Annotated in this window: 12 protein-coding genes and 1 riboswitch; of the genes, 5 read left to right on the forward strand and 7 right to left on the reverse strand. The window is 71.8% G+C overall.

What is annotated here, in order from left to right:
- Positions 1-44: 44 nt before the first annotated feature.
- The gene (locus tag ACIBAF_RS26490; RefSeq protein WP_399466243.1) at positions 45-2858 is read right to left on the reverse strand and encodes a GNAT family N-acetyltransferase; all 2814 of its coding nucleotides are present in this window, start codon (positions 2856-2858) and stop codon (positions 45-47) included.
- A 177-nt stretch (positions 2859-3035) separates the two neighbouring features.
- Here ACIBAF_RS26490 and ACIBAF_RS26495 point away from each other — a divergent pair, with 177 nt between their 5' ends.
- Positions 3036-3317, forward strand: coding sequence for an HPr family phosphocarrier protein (locus ACIBAF_RS26495; RefSeq protein ID WP_399466245.1), 282 nt, complete (start codon positions 3036-3038; stop codon positions 3315-3317).
- Between the two features lie 127 nt (positions 3318-3444).
- Here ACIBAF_RS26495 and ACIBAF_RS26500 read toward each other — a convergent pair whose 3' ends face one another.
- From ACIBAF_RS26500 to ACIBAF_RS26515, 4 genes are all read right to left on the reverse strand, one after another.
- Positions 3445-4140 carry a GntR family transcriptional regulator gene (locus tag ACIBAF_RS26500; protein WP_399466247.1) on the reverse strand — a complete coding sequence of 232 codons (696 nt, stop codon included), beginning with the start codon at positions 4138-4140 and terminating at the stop codon, positions 3445-3447.
- Between the two features lie 188 nt (positions 4141-4328).
- On the reverse strand, positions 4329-5072 hold the full coding sequence (locus ACIBAF_RS26505; protein WP_399466249.1) for a M23 family metallopeptidase: 744 nt from the start codon (positions 5070-5072) through the stop codon (positions 4329-4331).
- A 14-nt stretch (positions 5073-5086) separates the two neighbouring features.
- Positions 5087-5285: riboswitch (cyclic di-AMP (ydaO/yuaA leader) on the reverse strand.
- A gap of 222 nt (positions 5286-5507) precedes the next feature.
- Positions 5508-6896, reverse strand: coding sequence for a M16 family metallopeptidase (locus tag ACIBAF_RS26510; RefSeq protein WP_399466251.1), 1389 nt, complete (start codon positions 6894-6896; stop codon positions 5508-5510).
- A complete protein-coding gene (locus ACIBAF_RS26515) occupies positions 6893-8242 on the reverse strand; it encodes a M16 family metallopeptidase (protein ID WP_399466253.1) in 1350 nt (449 codons plus the stop codon). The genes ACIBAF_RS26510 and ACIBAF_RS26515 overlap by 4 nt, the downstream gene beginning before the upstream one ends.
- 271 nt (positions 8243-8513) lie before the next feature.
- Here ACIBAF_RS26515 and ACIBAF_RS26520 point away from each other — a divergent pair, with 271 nt between their 5' ends.
- Positions 8514-10979, forward strand: coding sequence for a DNA topoisomerase (ATP-hydrolyzing) subunit A (locus ACIBAF_RS26520; protein ID WP_399466255.1), 2466 nt, complete (start codon positions 8514-8516; stop codon positions 10977-10979).
- Between the two features lie 3 nt (positions 10980-10982).
- Here ACIBAF_RS26520 and ACIBAF_RS26525 read toward each other — a convergent pair whose 3' ends face one another.
- A complete protein-coding gene (locus tag ACIBAF_RS26525) occupies positions 10983-12098 on the reverse strand; it encodes a CobW family GTP-binding protein (RefSeq protein ID WP_399466257.1) in 1116 nt (371 codons plus the stop codon).
- A gap of 225 nt (positions 12099-12323) precedes the next feature.
- Here ACIBAF_RS26525 and ACIBAF_RS26530 point away from each other — a divergent pair, with 225 nt between their 5' ends.
- From ACIBAF_RS26530 to ACIBAF_RS26540, 3 genes are read left to right on the forward strand one after another with little or no spacing between them, the layout of a single operon-like run.
- The gene (locus ACIBAF_RS26530; protein ID WP_399466259.1) at positions 12324-13265 is read left to right on the forward strand and encodes a sucrase ferredoxin; all 942 of its coding nucleotides are present in this window, start codon (positions 12324-12326) and stop codon (positions 13263-13265) included.
- 56 nt (positions 13266-13321) lie between these two features.
- Positions 13322-15040 carry an ATP-binding protein gene (locus ACIBAF_RS26535; protein WP_399466261.1) on the forward strand — a complete coding sequence of 573 codons (1719 nt, stop codon included), beginning with the start codon at positions 13322-13324 and terminating at the stop codon, positions 15038-15040.
- The gene (locus ACIBAF_RS26540; RefSeq protein WP_399466262.1) at positions 15037-15717 is read left to right on the forward strand and encodes a response regulator; all 681 of its coding nucleotides are present in this window, start codon (positions 15037-15039) and stop codon (positions 15715-15717) included. Before ACIBAF_RS26535 ends, ACIBAF_RS26540 begins: the two co-directional genes overlap by 4 nt.
- A gap of 76 nt (positions 15718-15793) precedes the next feature.
- On the opposite strand, the gene ACIBAF_RS26545 is transcribed toward ACIBAF_RS26540, so the two are convergent.
- Positions 15794-16855, reverse strand: a complete 1062-nt coding sequence (locus ACIBAF_RS26545) for an ABC transporter substrate-binding protein (RefSeq protein ID WP_399466367.1) — start codon at positions 16853-16855, stop codon at positions 15794-15796.
- Positions 16856-16954: the final 99 nt, after the last annotated feature.

Genomic DNA, 16954 nt, shown 5'->3' on the forward strand with positions numbered 1-16954 from the left:
GCGCGCTCTCCTCAGTACGTCGGCGGCTCAGTACGTCGGCAGGCTCAGTACGTCGGCAGGGTCCTCGGTCCGAGGTCGCCGCGCGCGGGCGGGGGCGCGAGGCGTACGGAGGCGCCCAGGACGCTCAGGCCGTGCGGGGCGACGACGACCGGCTCCAGGGTGACCGCGACGACCTCGGGGTGGTCGTCGACCAGCCGGGACACGCGCAGCAGCAGCTCCTCCAGGGCAGGCGTGTCGACGGGGGTCGAGCCGCGCCAGCCGAAGAGGAGCGGGGCGGTGCGGATGGAACGGATCAGCGAGGTCGCGTCGCGGTCGGTGACCGGCACCAGCCGGTGCGCCATGTCCCCGAGCAGCTGCGAGGCGGCCCCGGCGAGTCCGAAGGACAGCACGGCGCCGGCCGCCGGGTCGATGACCGCGCGGACGACGGTGTCGACGCCGCGCGGGGCCATCGACTGGACGACCGGGCGGAGCTCCTCGGGCTTGCCGAAGAGCTCCGTCAACTCGGCGTACGCCCGCCGCAGTTGCTCCTCGTCGGCCAGGTCGAGGCGGACGCCGCCCAGGTCGGCGCGGTGGCGCAGGTGCGGTGCGGTGGCCTTGAGGGCGACGGGGTAGCCGAGGGCGCCCGCGGCCCGTGCGGCCTCGTCCGGGGTGGGCGCGGGGATCGCCCGGCGGGTGCGGATGCCGTAGCGGCCGAGCAGCTCGCACGTCTCGTCGGCGCCGAGGGTGAGGCCCTGCCCGCGCGCGAGGAGCCCGCCGATCAGTGCGGCGGCGCCCTTCTCGTCGATGTCCTCGTACTCGGGGACCTTGCCGGGGTCGGCCGCCTCGCGCCGCCACTGGGCGTACTTCACGGCCTCGGCGAGAGCGCGGACGGCGCGTTCGGCGGCGGGGAAGGCGGGGATGAGATGCGCTCCCTCGGGCGCTTCCACGGGGACGGGCCATCGGGTCCCGGTGTCTTCCGTCGCGACGCGCGCGTGGGGGGTCCCTTCGGCGCGCGGCGCCGTGCTCGCCGCCGCGGACAGGGCCGCCGCGAGCCCGCCGAGTTCCACGTGTACGACGAGCACCGGCTTGGCGGGGGCGGCGGCCGCGGCCGAGCGCAGGGCCTGTGCGAGCGCCGCGTCCCCGGGCGACGCCTCCCCGATCGCCGGGATCGCCGTCACGACCACCGCGTCGCAGGTCTCGTCGGCCAGCGCCCGCGCGAGGGCCGCGTGGAAGTCCTCGGCGGACGCCTCCGTGGTCAGGTCCAGCGGGGGCAGCGGGCGCAGGCCTTCGGAGAGGCAGGCGTCGTACGTCAGCAGGCCCAGTGACTCGGAGTTGCCGAGGATCGCCACCCGCGGTCCCGTCGGCAGCGGTTGGCGGGCGAGGAGCAGGCCCGCGTCGACCAGCTCGGTGATGGTGTCCACGCGGATCACGCCGGCCTGCCGCAGCAGCGCCGACACCGTCGCGTGGGGCAGTCGCGTCGCCCGCACGGCGTGCCCCTGGGGGGCGGAACCGGCGCCCTGGACGACGACCAGGGGCTTGGCGGCCGCCGTGCGCCGGGCGAGGCGGGTGAACTTGCGCGGGTTGCCGATGGACTCCAGGTACATCAGGGCGACGTCGGTGTCGGGGTCGTCGTACCAGTACTGCAGGACGTCGTTGCCGGAGACGTCCGCGCGGTTGCCGGAGGAGACGAAGGTGGACACGCCGGTGACGCCGGTGACGCCTCCGCCGCGCCGGTGGAGGCGGGAGAGCAGGGCGATGCCGATGGCGCCGGACTGGGCGAAGAGGCCGATCCGGCCGGGCCTCGGCATCTGGGGGGCGAGGGATGCGTTGAGCCGCACCTGCGGGGAGGTGTTGATGACGCCGAAGGCATTGGGGCCGATGATCCGCATGCCGTACGCGCGCGCGTGGCGGACGAGTTCGCGCTGGCGCTCGCGCCCGTCGGGGCCGCTCTCGGCGTACCCGGCGGAGAGGACCACGAGTCCCTGCACGCCGTGCTCGCCGCACTCGGCGACGGCCTCGGGCACGTGCTCGGCCGGCACGGCGAGGACCGCGAGGTCGACGGGCTCCCCCATGTCGCGCACCGAGCGGTGGGCGGGCACGCCGTCGAGTTCCTTCAGGTCCTCGGGGAAGGCCCTGTTCACGGCGTACAGGCGGCCGGTGAAGCCAGCCTCCCGGAGGTTGCCGAGGACGCTTCGGCCGACGCCGCCGGGCGTACGGCCGGCGCCGACGACCGCGACCGAGCCGGGCGCCAGCAGGCGCCGTACGGAGTGCGCCTCCGCGCGTTGCTCCCGCGCGCGCTGCACGGCGAGGGAGCGCTCGGTGGGTTCGAGGTCGAACTCCAGGCGGACGACGCCGTCCTCGAAGCTGCGCTTCTGGGTGTAGCCGGCGTCCGTGAACACCTTGATCATCTTGGTGTTGGCGGGGAGCACCTCGGCGGCGAAGCGGCGGATGTCGCGCTCGCGCGCGACGGCCGCGATGTGTTCGAGGAGGGCGGAGGCGACACCGCGGCCCTGGTGGGCGTCCTGCACGAGGAAGGCGACCTCGGCCTCGTCGGCAGGCGCGGAGGCGGCCATCCCGTCGGCGCCAATGCGGTCATAGCGTACGGTTGCGATGAACTCGCCGCCGACGGTGGCCGCGAGTCCCACCCGGTCCACGAAGTCGTGGTGCGTGAAGCGGTGGACGTCCTTCGCGGACAGGCGCGGGTAGGGCGCGAAGAAGCGGTAGTACTTCGACTCGTCCGAGACCTGCTCGTAGAAGCTGACCAGACGCTCGGCGTCATCGACGGTGATGGGGCGGATGCGTGCGGTGCCGCCGTCGCGCAGCACCACGTCGGCCTCCCAGTGGGCGGGGTACTCGTGCCGGTCCGACGCGCTCTGCATGGGGCCCAGAGTACGGCTCGCGTCCGACAACGGCGCGAGGCAGTCTGTTCAGGACGGATGCCGGATCGAGGCCGCGATCCGACGACCGCACGGGACGGGTCCTGAAGGACCCGTCCCGCACACGCTTCACGTGTGGAACACTGGTCTAGACAACCTGAACCTGAAGGGCAGCATCACATGGCTGAGCGCCGCGTCAACGTCGGCTGGGCCGAGGGCCTTCACGCCCGCCCCGCTTCCATCTTCGTCCGGGCCGCCACGGCCGCAGGTATCCCGGTGACGATCGCCAAGGCCGACGGCAACCCCGTCAACGCGGCCTCCATGCTGGCCGTGCTCGGCCTGGGCGCCCAGGGCGGCGAGGAGATCGTCCTCGCCTCCGAGGCCGAGGGCGCGGACATCGCCCTCGACCGTCTCGCGAAGCTGGTCGCCGAGGGTCTCGAGGAACTCCCCGAGACCGTCTGATCAACCCCTGGGAATTGAGGGCTGCGGGGCTCGTCCGAATTATCGGGCGAGCCCTTCGCATTTCCCGCCAACGGGCAGCAGAAATAATCCCCCGCGAATTATCTCCTCTTTGTATACGGCTCTCGTGTTAATGCCGCACGCTCGTCATGTTTACGGGAGGTTGCGAAGTCCTCACACGGTCGACGCGCTCCGGTCCGCCGGAAAAGCGCAGTCGGTGCGCCACTGTGGTGCGCTCGGTGTGCAGCGCCGTGATCGCCCGTGCGCGCTCCCCGTCGCCGCGCGCCACGGCGTCCACGATCGCGCCGTGCTCCGCCCAGGACTCCACGGGGTTGACCGGCGCCTCCACCGTGTACATCCAGGCGATCTTGTGGCGAAGCTGGGTGAGCATCGAGGTCAGGGCGTGGCTTCCGGAGGACTGGGCGAGCGTCTCGTGGAACCAGCCGCCCAGGGAGCGCAGATCCTCGCTGTTGCCCCTCCTGGCCCGCTCCTGGCCCAGCCGGACGAGGCCGCGCAGCACCTTCAGGTGGGCCTCCGTGCGCCGCTGGGCGGCCCGGGCGGCGCCGAGCGGCTCCAGGAGCATGCGCATCTCCAGCACGTCCGCGGCCTCCTGCTCGGTCGGCTCCGCGACGCACGCGCCCGCGTGCCGCCGCGTCACGACGAAGCCCTCGGCCTCCAGCGTGCGCAGCGCCTCCCGGACGGGGACGCGGGAAACGCCGTAGCGGCGGGCGAGGAGTTCCTCGGTGAGGCGGCTGCCGCGCTCGTAGACACCCGCGACGATGTCGTCCCGAATGGCCGTGCACACCGAGTGCGCCGGAATACGCATGACGGACCTCCGCCTTAATCCCCGTGAAACGTCGACGGTTGACGTGTGTTCCGTGACTCTATTGCAATGAGCGGGAATTTCCGATGGCGGGTCGGAATCCATGGATATTTTTTGGACAGCAGGGCATCGGAAACGGCGAAAGCCCCGGCCGGGAGGGCCGGGGCTGGACGATCTGTCGCCGTGCGTCGTCAGACGTTCACGCCGTGCTGGCGGAGGTAGGCGACCGGGTCGATGTCCGAGCCGTACTCCGCCGTGGTGCGGGCCTCGAAGTGCAGATGCGGACCGGTGACGTTGCCGGTCGCGCCGGACAGGCCGATCTGCTGGCCGGGAGTGACCTGTTGGCCCACCGAGACGCTGATGGACGACAGGTGTCCGTACTGGGTGTACGTGCCGTCGTTCATCTTGATGACCACCTGGTTGCCGTACGACCCGCCCCAGCCGGCCTCGACGACGGTGCCCAGGCCGACCGCGTGCACCGTGGTGCCGGTCGCGGCGTGGAAGTCGATGCCGGTGTGGCTGCCGGAGGACCACAGCGAACTGCTGGCGTGGTAACCGGTGGAGACGTAGGAACCCGTGATCGGCGGCACGAAGGCGTTGAGTCGCTTGCGCTCGGCCTCGCGGGCGGCACGCACGCGTGCCTCGCGCTCCTCCACGGCCTTCTTGGCGGCCGCCTGGCGCGCGGCCTGCTCGTAGGCGGCCTGCTTCTGCACGGCGACCTGGTCGTCGATCTGTTCGGCGGCGGCCTCGCCGGCGGTGACGACGGGGATCAGCCCGGTCTGCTCGGGCGTGGGCTCGGCGGCGAAGGCCGGAGCGGAGGCGACGGTGGCCATGACACCGGTGGTGGTGAGCGCCGCGACGCCCGCCGCGCGCGCGGTGGTGCGCTGCATCCGGCTGGGCCGACGGTGCTTCCCGGTGGCGCAGGTGAACGCCATGAAGTGGGGGGTGTCCTTTCCTTCCCTCTCGCCTACCGGGTTAGCTGACGGGTTCGGAGCAGGAAGGTCTCCTACGGACCCCCTCGCGGCTCGCGCGGGCGTCCGATTCACCCCAGGGACTTCTGGGCCCCTCCAGCCGCGAAGGCGGCGACAGGAGGGAGGGTCCCCGGCTCCCCTGGCTCGCGCCGTACGGGGACTCGGCGATGACTGTCCGGTGCCGCGGCTGCGGCGCACTGCCTGACGAACAGCCCGCATGAAGCTAAGCGGGACGGGTTTCAATCCTCAAACGAATCCCGGTTTTTGTAGCGCATCCCACAGGGCAGACAGGCAACCTCCGCCTCAATTCGGACACGCAGCGGCCCTGGTGACGTTTCCGTCGGCCAGGGCCCCTGCGCGCGTGTGCCGTTGGCGCGTGCACCGCGCCTGCCGGTCCGCCTACTCGGCGGACACGACCTTCACCTCGCCGATGCCGAGGGCCTCCACCGGCTCCTTGATCTGAGCCGCGTCGCCGACGAGGACGGTCACCAGCCGGTCCACCGGGAAGGCGTTCACGGCCGCCGCGGTGGCCTCCACGGTGCCGGTCGCGGCGAGCTGCTGGTACAGCGTCGCCTGGTAGTCGTCGGGCAGGTGCTGCTCGACCTGGTCGGCCAGCGTGCCCGCGACGGCAGCGGCGGTCTCGAACTTCAGCGGCGCCACCCCGACCAGGTTCTGCACGGCGACGTCGCGCTCGGCGTCGGTCAGGCCCCCCTCGGCGAGGGTGCGCAGCACCTTCCAGAGGTCCTCCAGGGCGGGACCGGTGTTCGGGGTGTCCACGGAGCCGCTGATGGCGAGCATCGCGGCGCCCGAGCCGTCCGGCGCGGACCGCAGGACCTGCCCGAAGGCGCGGACGCCGTAGGTGTAGCCCTTCTCCTCGCGCAGGACGCGGTCCAGGCGGGAGGTGAGGGTGCCGCCCAGGCAGTACGTGCCGAGCACCTGCGCGGGCCACACGCGGTCGTGCCGGTCGGCGCCGATCCGGCCGATCAGCAGCTGCGTCTGGACGGCGCCGGGGCGGTCCACGATGACGACCCTGCCGGTGTCGTCGGCGGTGACCGGCGGCACGGGCCGCGGCTGGGCCGAGGAGCCCGTCCAGGCGCCCAGGGTGTCGCCGAGGAGGGCGTCCAGGTCGGTGCCGGTGAGGTCGCCGACGACGACGGCGGTGGCCGTGGCGGGGCGCACGTGCCTCTCGTAGAACGCGCGCACGGCGGCGGAGTCGATCTTCTCGACCGTCTCCACGGTGCCCTGGCGCGGGCGCGACATGCGCGCGGTGGCCGGGAACAGCTCCTTGGAGAGCTCCTTGGCGGCGCGCCGGGAGGGGTTGGCGAGCTCGTGCGGGATCTCGTCCAGGCGGTTGCGGACGAGGCGCTCGACCTCGCTGTCGGCGAACGCGGGCGCCCTGAGGGCGTCGGCGAGCAGACCGAGGCCCTTGGGCAGGCGCGAGGCCGGCACTTCGAGGCTGAGGCGGACGCCGGGGTGGTCGGCGTGCGCGTCCAGGGTGGCGCCGCAGCGCTCCAGTTCGGCGGCGAACTCCTCGGCGGAGTGCTTGTCGGTGCCCTCGGAGAAGGCTCGCGCCATGATCGTGGCGACGCCGTCGAGGCCGGCCGGTTCGGCGTCCAGGGGCGCGTCGAGGAGGATCTCGACGGCGACGACCTGCTGGCCGGGCCGGTGGCAGTGCAGCACGGTCAGGCCGTTGGCCAGCGCGGCGCGCTCCGGCGCGGGGAACGCCCAGGGCTTGGCCTCGCCCGCCGCGGGCTGGGGGTGGAAGTCCATCGTGGCGAGCTCGGTCACTGGGCCGCCTCCTCGTTCTCGTCCTGGTCGGCGGGGGCTTCGGCAGCGGTCGGCTCGTAGACGAGCACCGCGCGGTTGTCGGGGCGCAGGCGGGCCTTGGCGACCTCCTGCACCTCCTCGGACGTCACGTCCAGCACGCGCTGGACGGCGGTCAGGGCGAGCTGCGGGTCGCCGAACAGGACGGCGTAGCGGCACAGTTCGTCGGCACGGCCGGCGACGGTGCCGAGCCGGTCGAGCCACTCGCGCTCCAACTGGGCCTGGGCGCGCTCCATTTCCTCGGCCGTGGGGCCCTCCTCGGCGAACCGGGCGAGCTCCTCGTCGATGGCGGTCTCGATGACGGGCACCTCGACGTCACCGGACGTCTTCACGTCCAGCCAGCCCAGGGAGGGCGCGCCGGCGAGCCGCAGCAGGCCGAAGCCGGCCGCCACGGCCGTACGGTCGCGGCGCACGAGCCGGTTGTAGAGGCGGGAGGACTCGCCGCCGCCGAGGACGGTGAGCGCCAGGTCGACGGCGTCGCACGCGCGCGTGCCGTCCTCGGGCAGGCGGTAGGCGGCCATCAGGGCGCGGGCCGGCACCTCCTCCTCGACGATTTCGCGCAGCTGCTCGCCGATGACGTCGGGCAGCGAGCCGTCGCGCGGCTCGGGCTTGCCGTCGTGGCCCGGGATGGAGCCGAAGTACTTCTCGACCCAGGCGAGGGTCTCCTCGGGGTCGATGTCGCCGACCACGGACAGGACCGCGTTGTTGGGCGCGTAGTACGTCCGGAAGAACGCGCGCGCGTCCTCCAGGGTCGCCGCGTCCAGGTCGGCCATCGAGCCGATCGGCGTGTGGTGGTAGGGGTGGCCGTCCGGGTAGGCGAGGGCCGTCAGCTTCTCGAAGGCCGTGCCGTAGGGGACGTTGTCGTAGCGTTGGCGGCGCTCGTTCTTGACGACGTCGCGCTGGTTCTCCATCGACTCGTCGTCGAGGGCGGCGAGCAGCGAGCCCATGCGGTCGGCCTCCAGCCAGAGGGCGAGCTCCAGCTGGTGGGCGGGCATGGTCTCGAAGTAGTTGGTGCGCTCGAAGCTGGTGGTGCCGTTGAGCGAGCCGCCCGCGCCCTGGACCAGCTCGAAGTGGCCGTTGCCCTTGACCTGTCCGGAGCCCTGGAACATCAGGTGCTCGAAAAGGTGAGCAAGGCCGGTACGACCCTTGACTTCGTGTCGTGAACCGACGTCGTACCACAGGCACACCGCCGCGACGGGGGTCAGGTGGTCCTCCGAAAGCACCACGCGCAGGCCGTTGGCCAGGCGGTGCTCGGTCGCTGTCAGGCCCCCGGAGCCTGCCTGGGCTGTGGCCGTGTGACCCATGGGCATGTACGTCCCTTCCGATCGCGGACGCGGTCGTCGAAACCGCGGTTTTCCTGCCGGTCCTGCCACTGTATGCAAGCGTGTGGACGGTCGGCGAAGTTCCCGCAGGACATACGCCGAGAGCGAGATCGCGTAGCCTGCGGGCAGCCGTGCAGGAGGTGCCTCTGCGTGCGGGGCCGGACGGCCGACGCCGGGTCCTCGCCCGCGCTGTCAGTGGCACGGTCCACAATGGTCCGCGTCAGATCCCGTCACACGCCCCAGCAAGGAGCCGGCAGCGATGGCCCGCCGCAGCACGAAGACCCCGCCGCCCGACGACTCGTACGAGGAGCGGATCCTCGACATCGACGTCGTCGACGAGATGCAGGGCTCCTTCCTCGAGTACGCGTACTCGGTCATCTACTCCCGCGCCCTGCCGGACGCCCGCGACGGCCTGAAGCCGGTGCATCGCCGCATCGTCTACCAGATGAACGAGATGGGCCTGCGCCCCGAGCGCGGTTACGTCAAGTGCGCCCGGGTCGTCGGCGAGGTCATGGGCAAGCTGCACCCGCACGGCGACGCGTCGATCTACGACGCCCTGGTGCGCATGGCCCAGCCCTTCTCCATGCGCGTGCCGCTGGTCGACGGCCACGGCAACTTCGGCTCGCTGGGCAACGACGACCCGCCGGCCGCCATGCGGTACACCGAGTGCCGCCAGGCCGAGGCGACGAGCCTGATGACCGAGTCGATCGACGAGGACACGGTCGATTTCGCGCCGAACTACGACGGCCAGGAGCAGGAGCCGGTGGCACTGCCCGCCGCGTTCCCGAACCTGCTGGTCAACGGCGCCTCCGGAATCGCCGTCGGCATGGCCACGAACATGCCGCCGCACAACCTGGGCGAGGTCATCGCGGCCGCCCGCCACCTGATCCGCTACCCGGGCGCCGACCTGGACGCCCTGATGAAGTACGTCCCGGGCCCCGACCTGCCCACCGGCGGCCGGATCGTCGGCCTCTCCGGCATCCGGGACGCCTACGAGAGCGGCCGCGGCACCTTCAAGATCCGTGCCACGGTCTCGGTGGAGACGGTGACGGCGCGCCGCAAGGGCCTGGTCATCACCGAACTGCCCTTCACCGTCGGCCCCGAGAAGGTCATCGCCAAGATCAAGGACCTGGTCGGCTCGAAGAAGATCCAGGGCATCGCCGACGTCAAGGACCTCACCGACCGCGCGCACGGCCTGCGCCTGGTCATCGAGATCAAGAACGGCTTCGTGCCGGAGGCGGTGCTGGAGCAGCTCTACAAGCTGACGCCGATGGAGGAGTCCTTCGGCATCAACAACGTGGCGCTGGTCGACGGGCAGCCGCTCACGCTGGGCCTCAAGGAACTCCTGGAGGTCTACCTCGACCACCGCTTCAACGTCGTGCGCCGGCGCAGCGAGTTCCGCCGCGGCAAGCGCCGTGACCGGCTGCACCTGGTGGAGGGCCTGCTCACCGCCCTCGTCGACATCGACGAGGTCATCCGGCTGATCCGCTCCAGCGAGAACAGCGCGGAGGCGAAGCAGCGCCTGATGGAGCGTTTCTCGCTCTCGGAGATCCAGACCCAGTACATCCTGGACACCCCGCTGCGCCGGCTCACCAAGTTCGACCGCATCGAACTGGAGGCGGAGAAGGAGAAGCTCAACGCGGAGATCGCCGAGCTGACCCGGATCCTGGACTCGGACGCGGAGCTGCGCAAGCTGGTCTCGGCCGAACTTGCCGCGGTGGCGAAGAAGTTCGGCACGGAGCGCCGTACGGTCCTGCTGGAGTCGTCGGGCGCCACGGCCACCGCCGTGCCGCTCCAGGTCGCGGACGACCCGTGCCGCGTCCTGCTGTCGTCCACGGGCCTGCTGGCCCGCACGGCGACCGGCGAGCCCTTCGGGGAGAGCGCCGAGGACGCGGACGGCCGGCGCACCAAGCACGACGTGATCGTCTCGGCGGTGCCGGCCACCGCGCGCGGGGAGATCGGCGCGGTCACCTCCTCGGGCCGACTGCTGCGGATCAACGTCGTCGACCTGCCGCAGCTGCCGGACACGGCGACGGCGCCGAACCTGTCGGGCGGCGCCCCGCTGGCGGAGTTCGTCTCCCTGGAGGGCGACGAGACGGTGGTCTGCCTGACCACGCTCGACGAGTCGTCCCCGGGCCTGGCGATCGGCACGGAACAGGGCGTGGTCAAGCGCGTCGTGCCCGACTACCCGACCAACAAGGACGAGCTCGAGGTCATCGCCCTGAAGGACGGCGACCGGATCGTCGGCGCCATCGAACTGACCACCGGCGAGGAGGACCTCGTCTTCATCACCGACGACGCCCAACTGCTGCGCTACCAGGCCTCGCAGGTGCGCCCGCAGGGCCGTCCGGCGGGCGGTATGGCGGGCATCAAGCTCACCGAGGGCGCGAAGGTGATCTCGTTCACGGCCGTGGACCCCGCGGTGGACGCGGTGGTCTTCACGATCGCGGGCTCGCGCGGCACGCTGGACGACTCCGTGCAGACGACCGCCAAGCTCACCCCCTTCGACCAGTATCCGCGCAAGGGCCGCGCCACCGGCGGTGTGCGCTGCCAGCGGTTCCTGAAGGGCGAGGACTGCCTGTCGCTGGCCTGGGCGGGCCCCGTGCCGGCCAAGGCGGCGCAGAAGAACGGCCTGCCCGCCGACCTGCCGGAGATGGACCCGCGCCGTGACGGCTCGGGCGTGTCCCTGTCGAAGACGGTGTCGGTGGTGGCGGGACCGGTCTAGACCTCAGCCGCCGGCTTCGGCTTCGGTTCCCATCTCGGCTTCGGCCTCGGTTTCGGCCCTGGTCCCGGTCTTGTGGAGGGCCTCGTCGTCGGGGTCCTGGACATAGCGGAGGACGCCCCACATGCCGTGCTCGTCGGCGTGTGGGGCGTCGTTCTGCGACGCCTCGAGTTCCTTGCCGAGGGCGGCGGCGTCGATGCCGGAACCGATGAGGACGAGCCGGGTGAGGCGGGCGTCCGCGGCGGGCCAGGGCTCCGGGTAGAACCGGAGGAAGCGGCCGACGGCGTGCACGGCGTACCGGTTGGCCGGGTCGTTCGGGCCGAAGTCGACGTACCCCTTGATCCGGTACAGCCCCTCGGGCCGGCTGTCGAGGAACTCCATCAGCCGACGCGGGTCGAGGGGGACCTCGGAGCTGAAGGAGAGGCTGTCGTACGCGGTGTGGAGGTGGTCGGCGTGATCGTTCCCGCTGTGGTCGTGCAGGTCGTCGAAGGAGAGCTGTCCGACGCGCTCCTCGCTCGGCCGGCAGTCGAAGAGGAACTCCGGGTCGATGCGGCCGTAGGTGGCGGGGACGACGGCGGCGCGGTCGGTGAGGGACCGGACGAGCCCCAGGACGCGCTCGCCGTCGGACGCACGGTCGAGCTTGTTCACCACGACGAGGTCGGCGAGGGCGAGATGCCGGTCGACCTCGGGATGCCTGGCCCGGGTCTCGTCGAACTCGGCGGCGTCGACGACCTCGACGAGCCCGCCGTAGACGATGCCGGGATGCTCGCTGGCCAGCACCATCCGCACGAGTTCCTGGGGCTCGGCAAGGCCGCTGGCCTCGATGACGATGACGTCGATGCCGGCGGCCGGCGCGGCGAGCCGTTCGAGGTAGACGTCGAGTTCACTGGCGTCCACGGCACAGCACAGGCAGCCGTTGCCGAGGGAGACGGTGGAGTCCCCGAGCGCTCCGGCCACGGCCATGGCGTCGATCTCGATGGCGCCGAAGTCGTTCACGATCGCGCCGATACGGCTGCCGCCGCTGCGATGCAGGAGGTGGTTGAGCAGGGTCGTCTTGCCGGAGCCGAGGAATCCGGCGAGTACGACGACCGGGATCTGCTGCGGACTGCGGCTCTGCGACACGTACGACCTCTCTGACACCTGTACGTGCACCGGCCCGCGGCCCGGCGCACGTACGAGGACTGACTGCGGCCCCAGAATACGAGCCGGAAGCACCCCTGCGAGGTGAAGGTCCGATCGCGAGCGGACCCTTCGGCACGCGCACGCGTGCTCGCGCGGCAGGACACATGCCCCGCTCGGGCAGGGCCCGAAAACCACTCTGCGTCAAGTCAGGTTAGGCTCACCTCTGTGAGTACGTGCGCGACCGTCTCGCGGGACCTCGACGAGCCCATTTCCGGAACCGCGGCCACGGCGACAACCTGGCTCCTCCTGGAACAGCCCGGGCCCTGGGGTGCGAATGCGCTGGTCTCGAGCCACCTCGACCCCTTCCTGGGCCGCGCCCTGGAGGCCGCCGCGCAGGACACGGGCGTACGCGTCGCGCTCATCCGGCGTCCCGGACGCCACGCGGACCTCGGCTCACCGCGCCTGCGGCAGGTGTACGCGGCGCACACCGTCCCCGGCAGGGTGTGGCTGCGCAGCGCCACCACCCACGATCCCCGGCAGCTGCTGGACCTCGACTTCGCCGCGCTCGGCCGGGGCGACCACCACACCTTCGACCGGGCGCTGCGGGGCCGGCCCCACACCGGCGGCCCGCTCGCCCTCGTCTGCACCAACGGCAAGCGCGACCGCTGCTGCGCGCTCCTCGGCCGTCCGCTGGCCGCGGAACTCGCCGCCTCCGGGGTGCGGGGCGCCTGGGAGGTCACCCATCTGGGGGGTCATCGCTTCTCCCCCACCCTGCTCGTCCTGCCGCACGGGTACGCGTACGGCCGCGCCGAGGCGCGCGCCGTCAAGGAGGTCCTGCACGGCGTCCAGGAGGGGCGGATCGTCGTGGAGGGGTGTCGTGGGAGCTCGGCCTGGGAGCGGCCCGGCCAGGCGGCGGAGCTGGCGGTGCGCGCGGCCACCGGCGAAGACGCGGCGGAGGCGCTGAGCGTCGTCCGGACCAGCGGCGGCGCGCCGCGCTGGGAGGTGACCGTCGCGCACACCGACGGGCGCCACTGGCAGGTCGAGGTGGCCCAGAGCCACTCCCAGCCGCCGCGGCCGGAAACCTGCGGCGCCTCGGTCCTCGGTTCACCTGCGCGGATGGACGTGGTCGCAGTGCGTGAACTGGCGGGGACGGCGCCGGCCGTCTGAGATCCACACCACCCACCCCTACGGCTGCAGCGGTCCGCCCACGTACCGTCTTGGGTATGAGCCCCACTCCCCCCGCCCGTCGCCTGCGCCTCGGAATGCCGCGGCGCATGTTCTCGCAGCTTCTGCTCATGCAGCTGGCGATCGCCGCGGGCGTCGTGGTGCTCGCGACCGGGCTGTTCCTCGCCCCGCTCAGCAATCAGCTGGACGACCAGGCGATGCGCCGCGCCCTCGCCATCGCGCAGACCACGGCCGCGGTGCCGCAGATCGCCGAGGATCTCCGGAGCACGCGGCCGTCGGTCGACGGACCGGTGCAGCGGGAGGCCGAGCGGATCCGCAAGGCCAGCGGCGCCGAGTACGTCGTGGTGATGGACCTCAACGGCACGCGCTGGTCGCACCCGGAGCCGGCGGAGGTCGGCGGCCATGTCTCGACGTCTCCGAGCAAGGCGCTGGCCGGCGAGACCGTCATGGAGATCGACAGCGGCACCCTGGGCCGCTCGGCCCGCGGCAAGGTGCCGCTGCGCGACAGCGACGGCAGGATCATCGGCGCGGTCTCGGTGGGCATCGAGTACGACAGTGTGCGGGCGCGTCTGATCCACGCGATCCCCGGGCTGTTCGCCTACGCCGGAGGCGCCCTCGCCGTGGGTGCGCTGGCCGCCTGGCTGATCTCCCGGCGGGTCCAGCGACAGACCCGCGACCTGGCCTTCTCGGACATCTCTGCGCTGCTCGCCGAGCGCGAGGCGATGCTGCACGGCATCCGGGAGGGCGTCGTCGCCCTGGACCGCGCCGGACGCGTCCGGCTGCTCAACGACGAGGCCCAGCGCCTCCTCGGCATCGGGCACGAGGCGGTGGGCGCATCGCCCGACGAGGCGCTCGGCGAGGGGCGTACGGCCGACGTCCTGTCCGGCCGGGTGACCGGCACGGACCTGATCTCCGTCCGTGGCCAGCGCGTCCTGGTCGTCAACCGCATGCCCACCGACGACGGCGGCGCGGTGGCCACGCTGCGCGACCGCACCGAGCTGGAGCAGCTCGGCCGCGAGCTGGACTCGACGCACGGCCTGATCGACGCGCTGCGCGCCCAGGACCACGAGCACGCCAACCGCATGCACACGCTGCTGGGACTGCTCGAACTGGAGATGTACGACGACGCCGTGGAGTTCGTCGGCGAGGTGGTCGGCGATCACCGGGCCACCGCGGAGCAGGTGACCGAGCGGATCGAGGATCCGCTGCTCGCCGCCCTGCTGGTCGGCAAGGCGACCGTCGCGGCCGAGCGCGGTGTCGCCCTGTGGGTCTCCGACCGCACCCGGTTGCCGGACCGTCTGATCGACCCGCGCGGGCTCGTCACGATCGTCGGCAACCTGGTGGACAACGCGCTGGACGCCGTCGCGGGCAAGCCGCACGCGCGCGTGGAGGTCGAATTGCGCGCGCAGGGCCGTGCCGCCGTGCTGCGGGTGCGGGACACCGGGCCCGGCATACCGGCCGAGCAACGCGAGTTGATCTTCACGGAGGGCTGGTCCACGAAGAAGCCGCCGGCGCACGGCAAGCGCGGCATCGGGCTCTCCCTGGTGCGCAGGCTCGCCGAGCGGCAGGGCGGCAGCGCGGCGGTCGGCGAGGCGGCCGGCGGGGGCGCCGAGTTCACCGTCGTCCTGCCCGACGCGCTGACCGAGCCCGAACCGGCGTCCGGCCCGGCGTCCGACCTGGAATCCGGTCCGGCGTCCGGCCTGGAGCCCGCGTGGGCCGTTTTGGCGAAGGGCGCTGTCGAGGAGGAGTCGCGATGATCGAGGTCCTGGTCGTGGACGACGACACCAGGGTCGCCCGGGTCAACGCCGCCTACGTCGGGAAGGTCCCCGGCTTCCATGTCGCCGGCGAGGCCCACAGCGCGGCCGACGCGCTGCGCCAGCTGGAGCTGCTGCCCCGTCTGGACCTCGTCCTGCTGGACCACTACCTGCCCGACGAGACGGGTCTGGAGGTGGTACAGGAGATGCGCCGGCGCGGCCACCAGACCGACGTGATCATGGTGACGGCCGCCCGGGACGTCTCGACGGTGCAGGCCGCGATGCGCCAGGGCGCCCTGCAGTACCTGGTGAAACCGTTCGCCTTCGCGGGCCTGCGCGCCAAGCTGGAGGCGTACGCCGACCTGCGTCGCACGCTCGACGGCGGAGGCGAGGCCGAACAGGCCGACGTCGACCGTATCTTCGGCGCGCTGTCCGCCTCCTCGGAGCCCGGTCTGCCCAAAGGGCACTCCCCCACGACCGCCGAACTCGTACGTCAGTCCCTGATGAACGCCGAAGGGCCGCTGTCGGCGCAGGAGATCGCCGACCGGACGGGAGTGAGCCGCCAGACCGCCCAGCGCTATCTGAAGCTCCTGGAGCGCACGGGACGGGCCCGGCTGACTCTGAAGTACGGCGACGCGGGCCGCCCCGAACACCGTTACGTGTGGGCGACCCGCGCCTGAGGGCACGATTCTTGGGGGCGGGGAAGGAACCGTGCCCTCCTGGGATACGGATCCCGACCCGCCGCCTGCTCGACCGTCAGCCCGTCGCCTTGTCGACGAACTCGGTCGTGTAGGTCTTGCTCAGGTCGACGTCGGCGTTCTGGATGTTCGTGTTGAACGCCTTGAGGACCTTCTCGACGGTCTCGGGACCGTTCTTGGGCATCACGCCGTCCTTGGTGAACATGGGCAGCGAGTTCTTGATGGCCACCGAGTACAGCAGCTTGTTCCCCTGCGAGTAGTCGGCCGGCATCTTCTCGGCGATCTCGCCGGCGCTGTGCGTGGACATCCACTTGAGCGTCTTGACGAACGCGTTGGCCAGCTTCTGGACGGTGTCCTTGTGGCTGTTGACCCAGTCCGTCTGCATGTACAGGCTTGACGACGGATACGGTCCGCCGAGCGCCTCCTGCGAGCCCTGCGGGGTGCGCATGTCGAGGAGGATCTTCCCGGCCTTCTTGTCCAGGACGTTCGCCACGGTCGGGTCGGTCGTCATGCCGCCGTCGATGGCGCCCTGCTGGAGCGCCGCGATGAAGGTCGGCCCCGCGCCCACGGCGACCGGGGTGAACTCGCTGACCTTCACGCCGTTCTTGACGGCGAGGTACTTGGTGAGGAAGTCCGTCGAGGAGCCGAGGCCCGTGACGCCGAGCTTCTTCCCCTTGAAGTCCTTGGGCGAGGCGATGTCTCCCTCCGCCTTGGTGGAGACGATCTCCACCTCGCCGGGGGCCTGCGAGAACTGCACGACGGACTCCACCTCCTTGCCCTTCACCTGGAGGTCGAGGGTGTGGTCGTAGAAGCCGACCGCCCCCTGGACCTGGCCGGAGACGAGCGCGGTCTCGGCCTGCACACCGGCCGGCTCGCTCAGCAGTTCGATGTCGAGCCCTTCCGCGTCGAAGTAGCCCAGCCGCTGGGTGAGCATCGCGGGCAGGTAGATGACCTTGTCCAGGCCACCGACCATGATCTTGACCTTCGTGCCCTTGCCGTCCCCCTTGCTGCCGGATCCGGTGGACGCGGTACTGGCCGCGTCGTTGGCGCAGGCGGTGAGCGAGGAGAGGGCGAGCAGGCCGGCTGCGGCCAGGGCCGCGTGTCTGGCGGTTGTGCGCATGCGCATGGCGGGTTCACGTCCTTGTGAGAGGGCGGTGCGGGGATGAGGGTCGTTCGACGAGGAGGCGAGGAGGCGAGGAGGCGAGGAGGCGAGGAGGCG

The sequence above is a fragment of the Streptomyces sp. NPDC051677 genome (genome assembly GCF_044453465.1).
In the GTDB taxonomy this organism is placed as follows: Bacteria; Actinomycetota; Actinomycetes; order Streptomycetales; family Streptomycetaceae; genus Streptomyces.

What these genes read in the sequence shown, in the direction of transcription:
- ACIBAF_RS26500 (WP_399466247.1), bottom strand. Translation starts at nt 4,140, where the DNA reads ATGCGTATTCCGGCGCACTCGGTGTGCACGGCCATTCGGGACGACATC.
- ACIBAF_RS26495 (WP_399466245.1), top strand. Translation starts at nt 3,036, where the DNA reads ATGGCTGAGCGCCGCGTCAACGTCGGCTGGGCCGAGGGCCTTCACGCC.
- ACIBAF_RS26515 (WP_399466253.1), bottom strand. Translation starts at nt 8,242, where the DNA reads ATGCCCATGGGTCACACGGCCACAGCCCAGGCAGGCTCCGGGGGCCTG.
- ACIBAF_RS26520 (WP_399466255.1), top strand. Translation starts at nt 8,514, where the DNA reads ATGGCCCGCCGCAGCACGAAGACCCCGCCGCCCGACGACTCGTACGAG.
- ACIBAF_RS26540 (WP_399466262.1), top strand. Translation starts at nt 15,037, where the DNA reads ATGATCGAGGTCCTGGTCGTGGACGACGACACCAGGGTCGCCCGGGTC.
- ACIBAF_RS26545 (WP_399466367.1), bottom strand. Translation starts at nt 16,855, where the DNA reads ATGCGCACAACCGCCAGACACGCGGCCCTGGCCGCAGCCGGCCTGCTC.
- ACIBAF_RS26535 (WP_399466261.1), top strand. Translation starts at nt 13,322, where the DNA reads ATGAGCCCCACTCCCCCCGCCCGTCGCCTGCGCCTCGGAATGCCGCGG.
- ACIBAF_RS26505 (WP_399466249.1), bottom strand. Translation starts at nt 5,072, where the DNA reads ATGGCGTTCACCTGCGCCACCGGGAAGCACCGTCGGCCCAGCCGGATG.
- ACIBAF_RS26490 (WP_399466243.1), bottom strand. Translation starts at nt 2,858, where the DNA reads ATGCAGAGCGCGTCGGACCGGCACGAGTACCCCGCCCACTGGGAGGCC.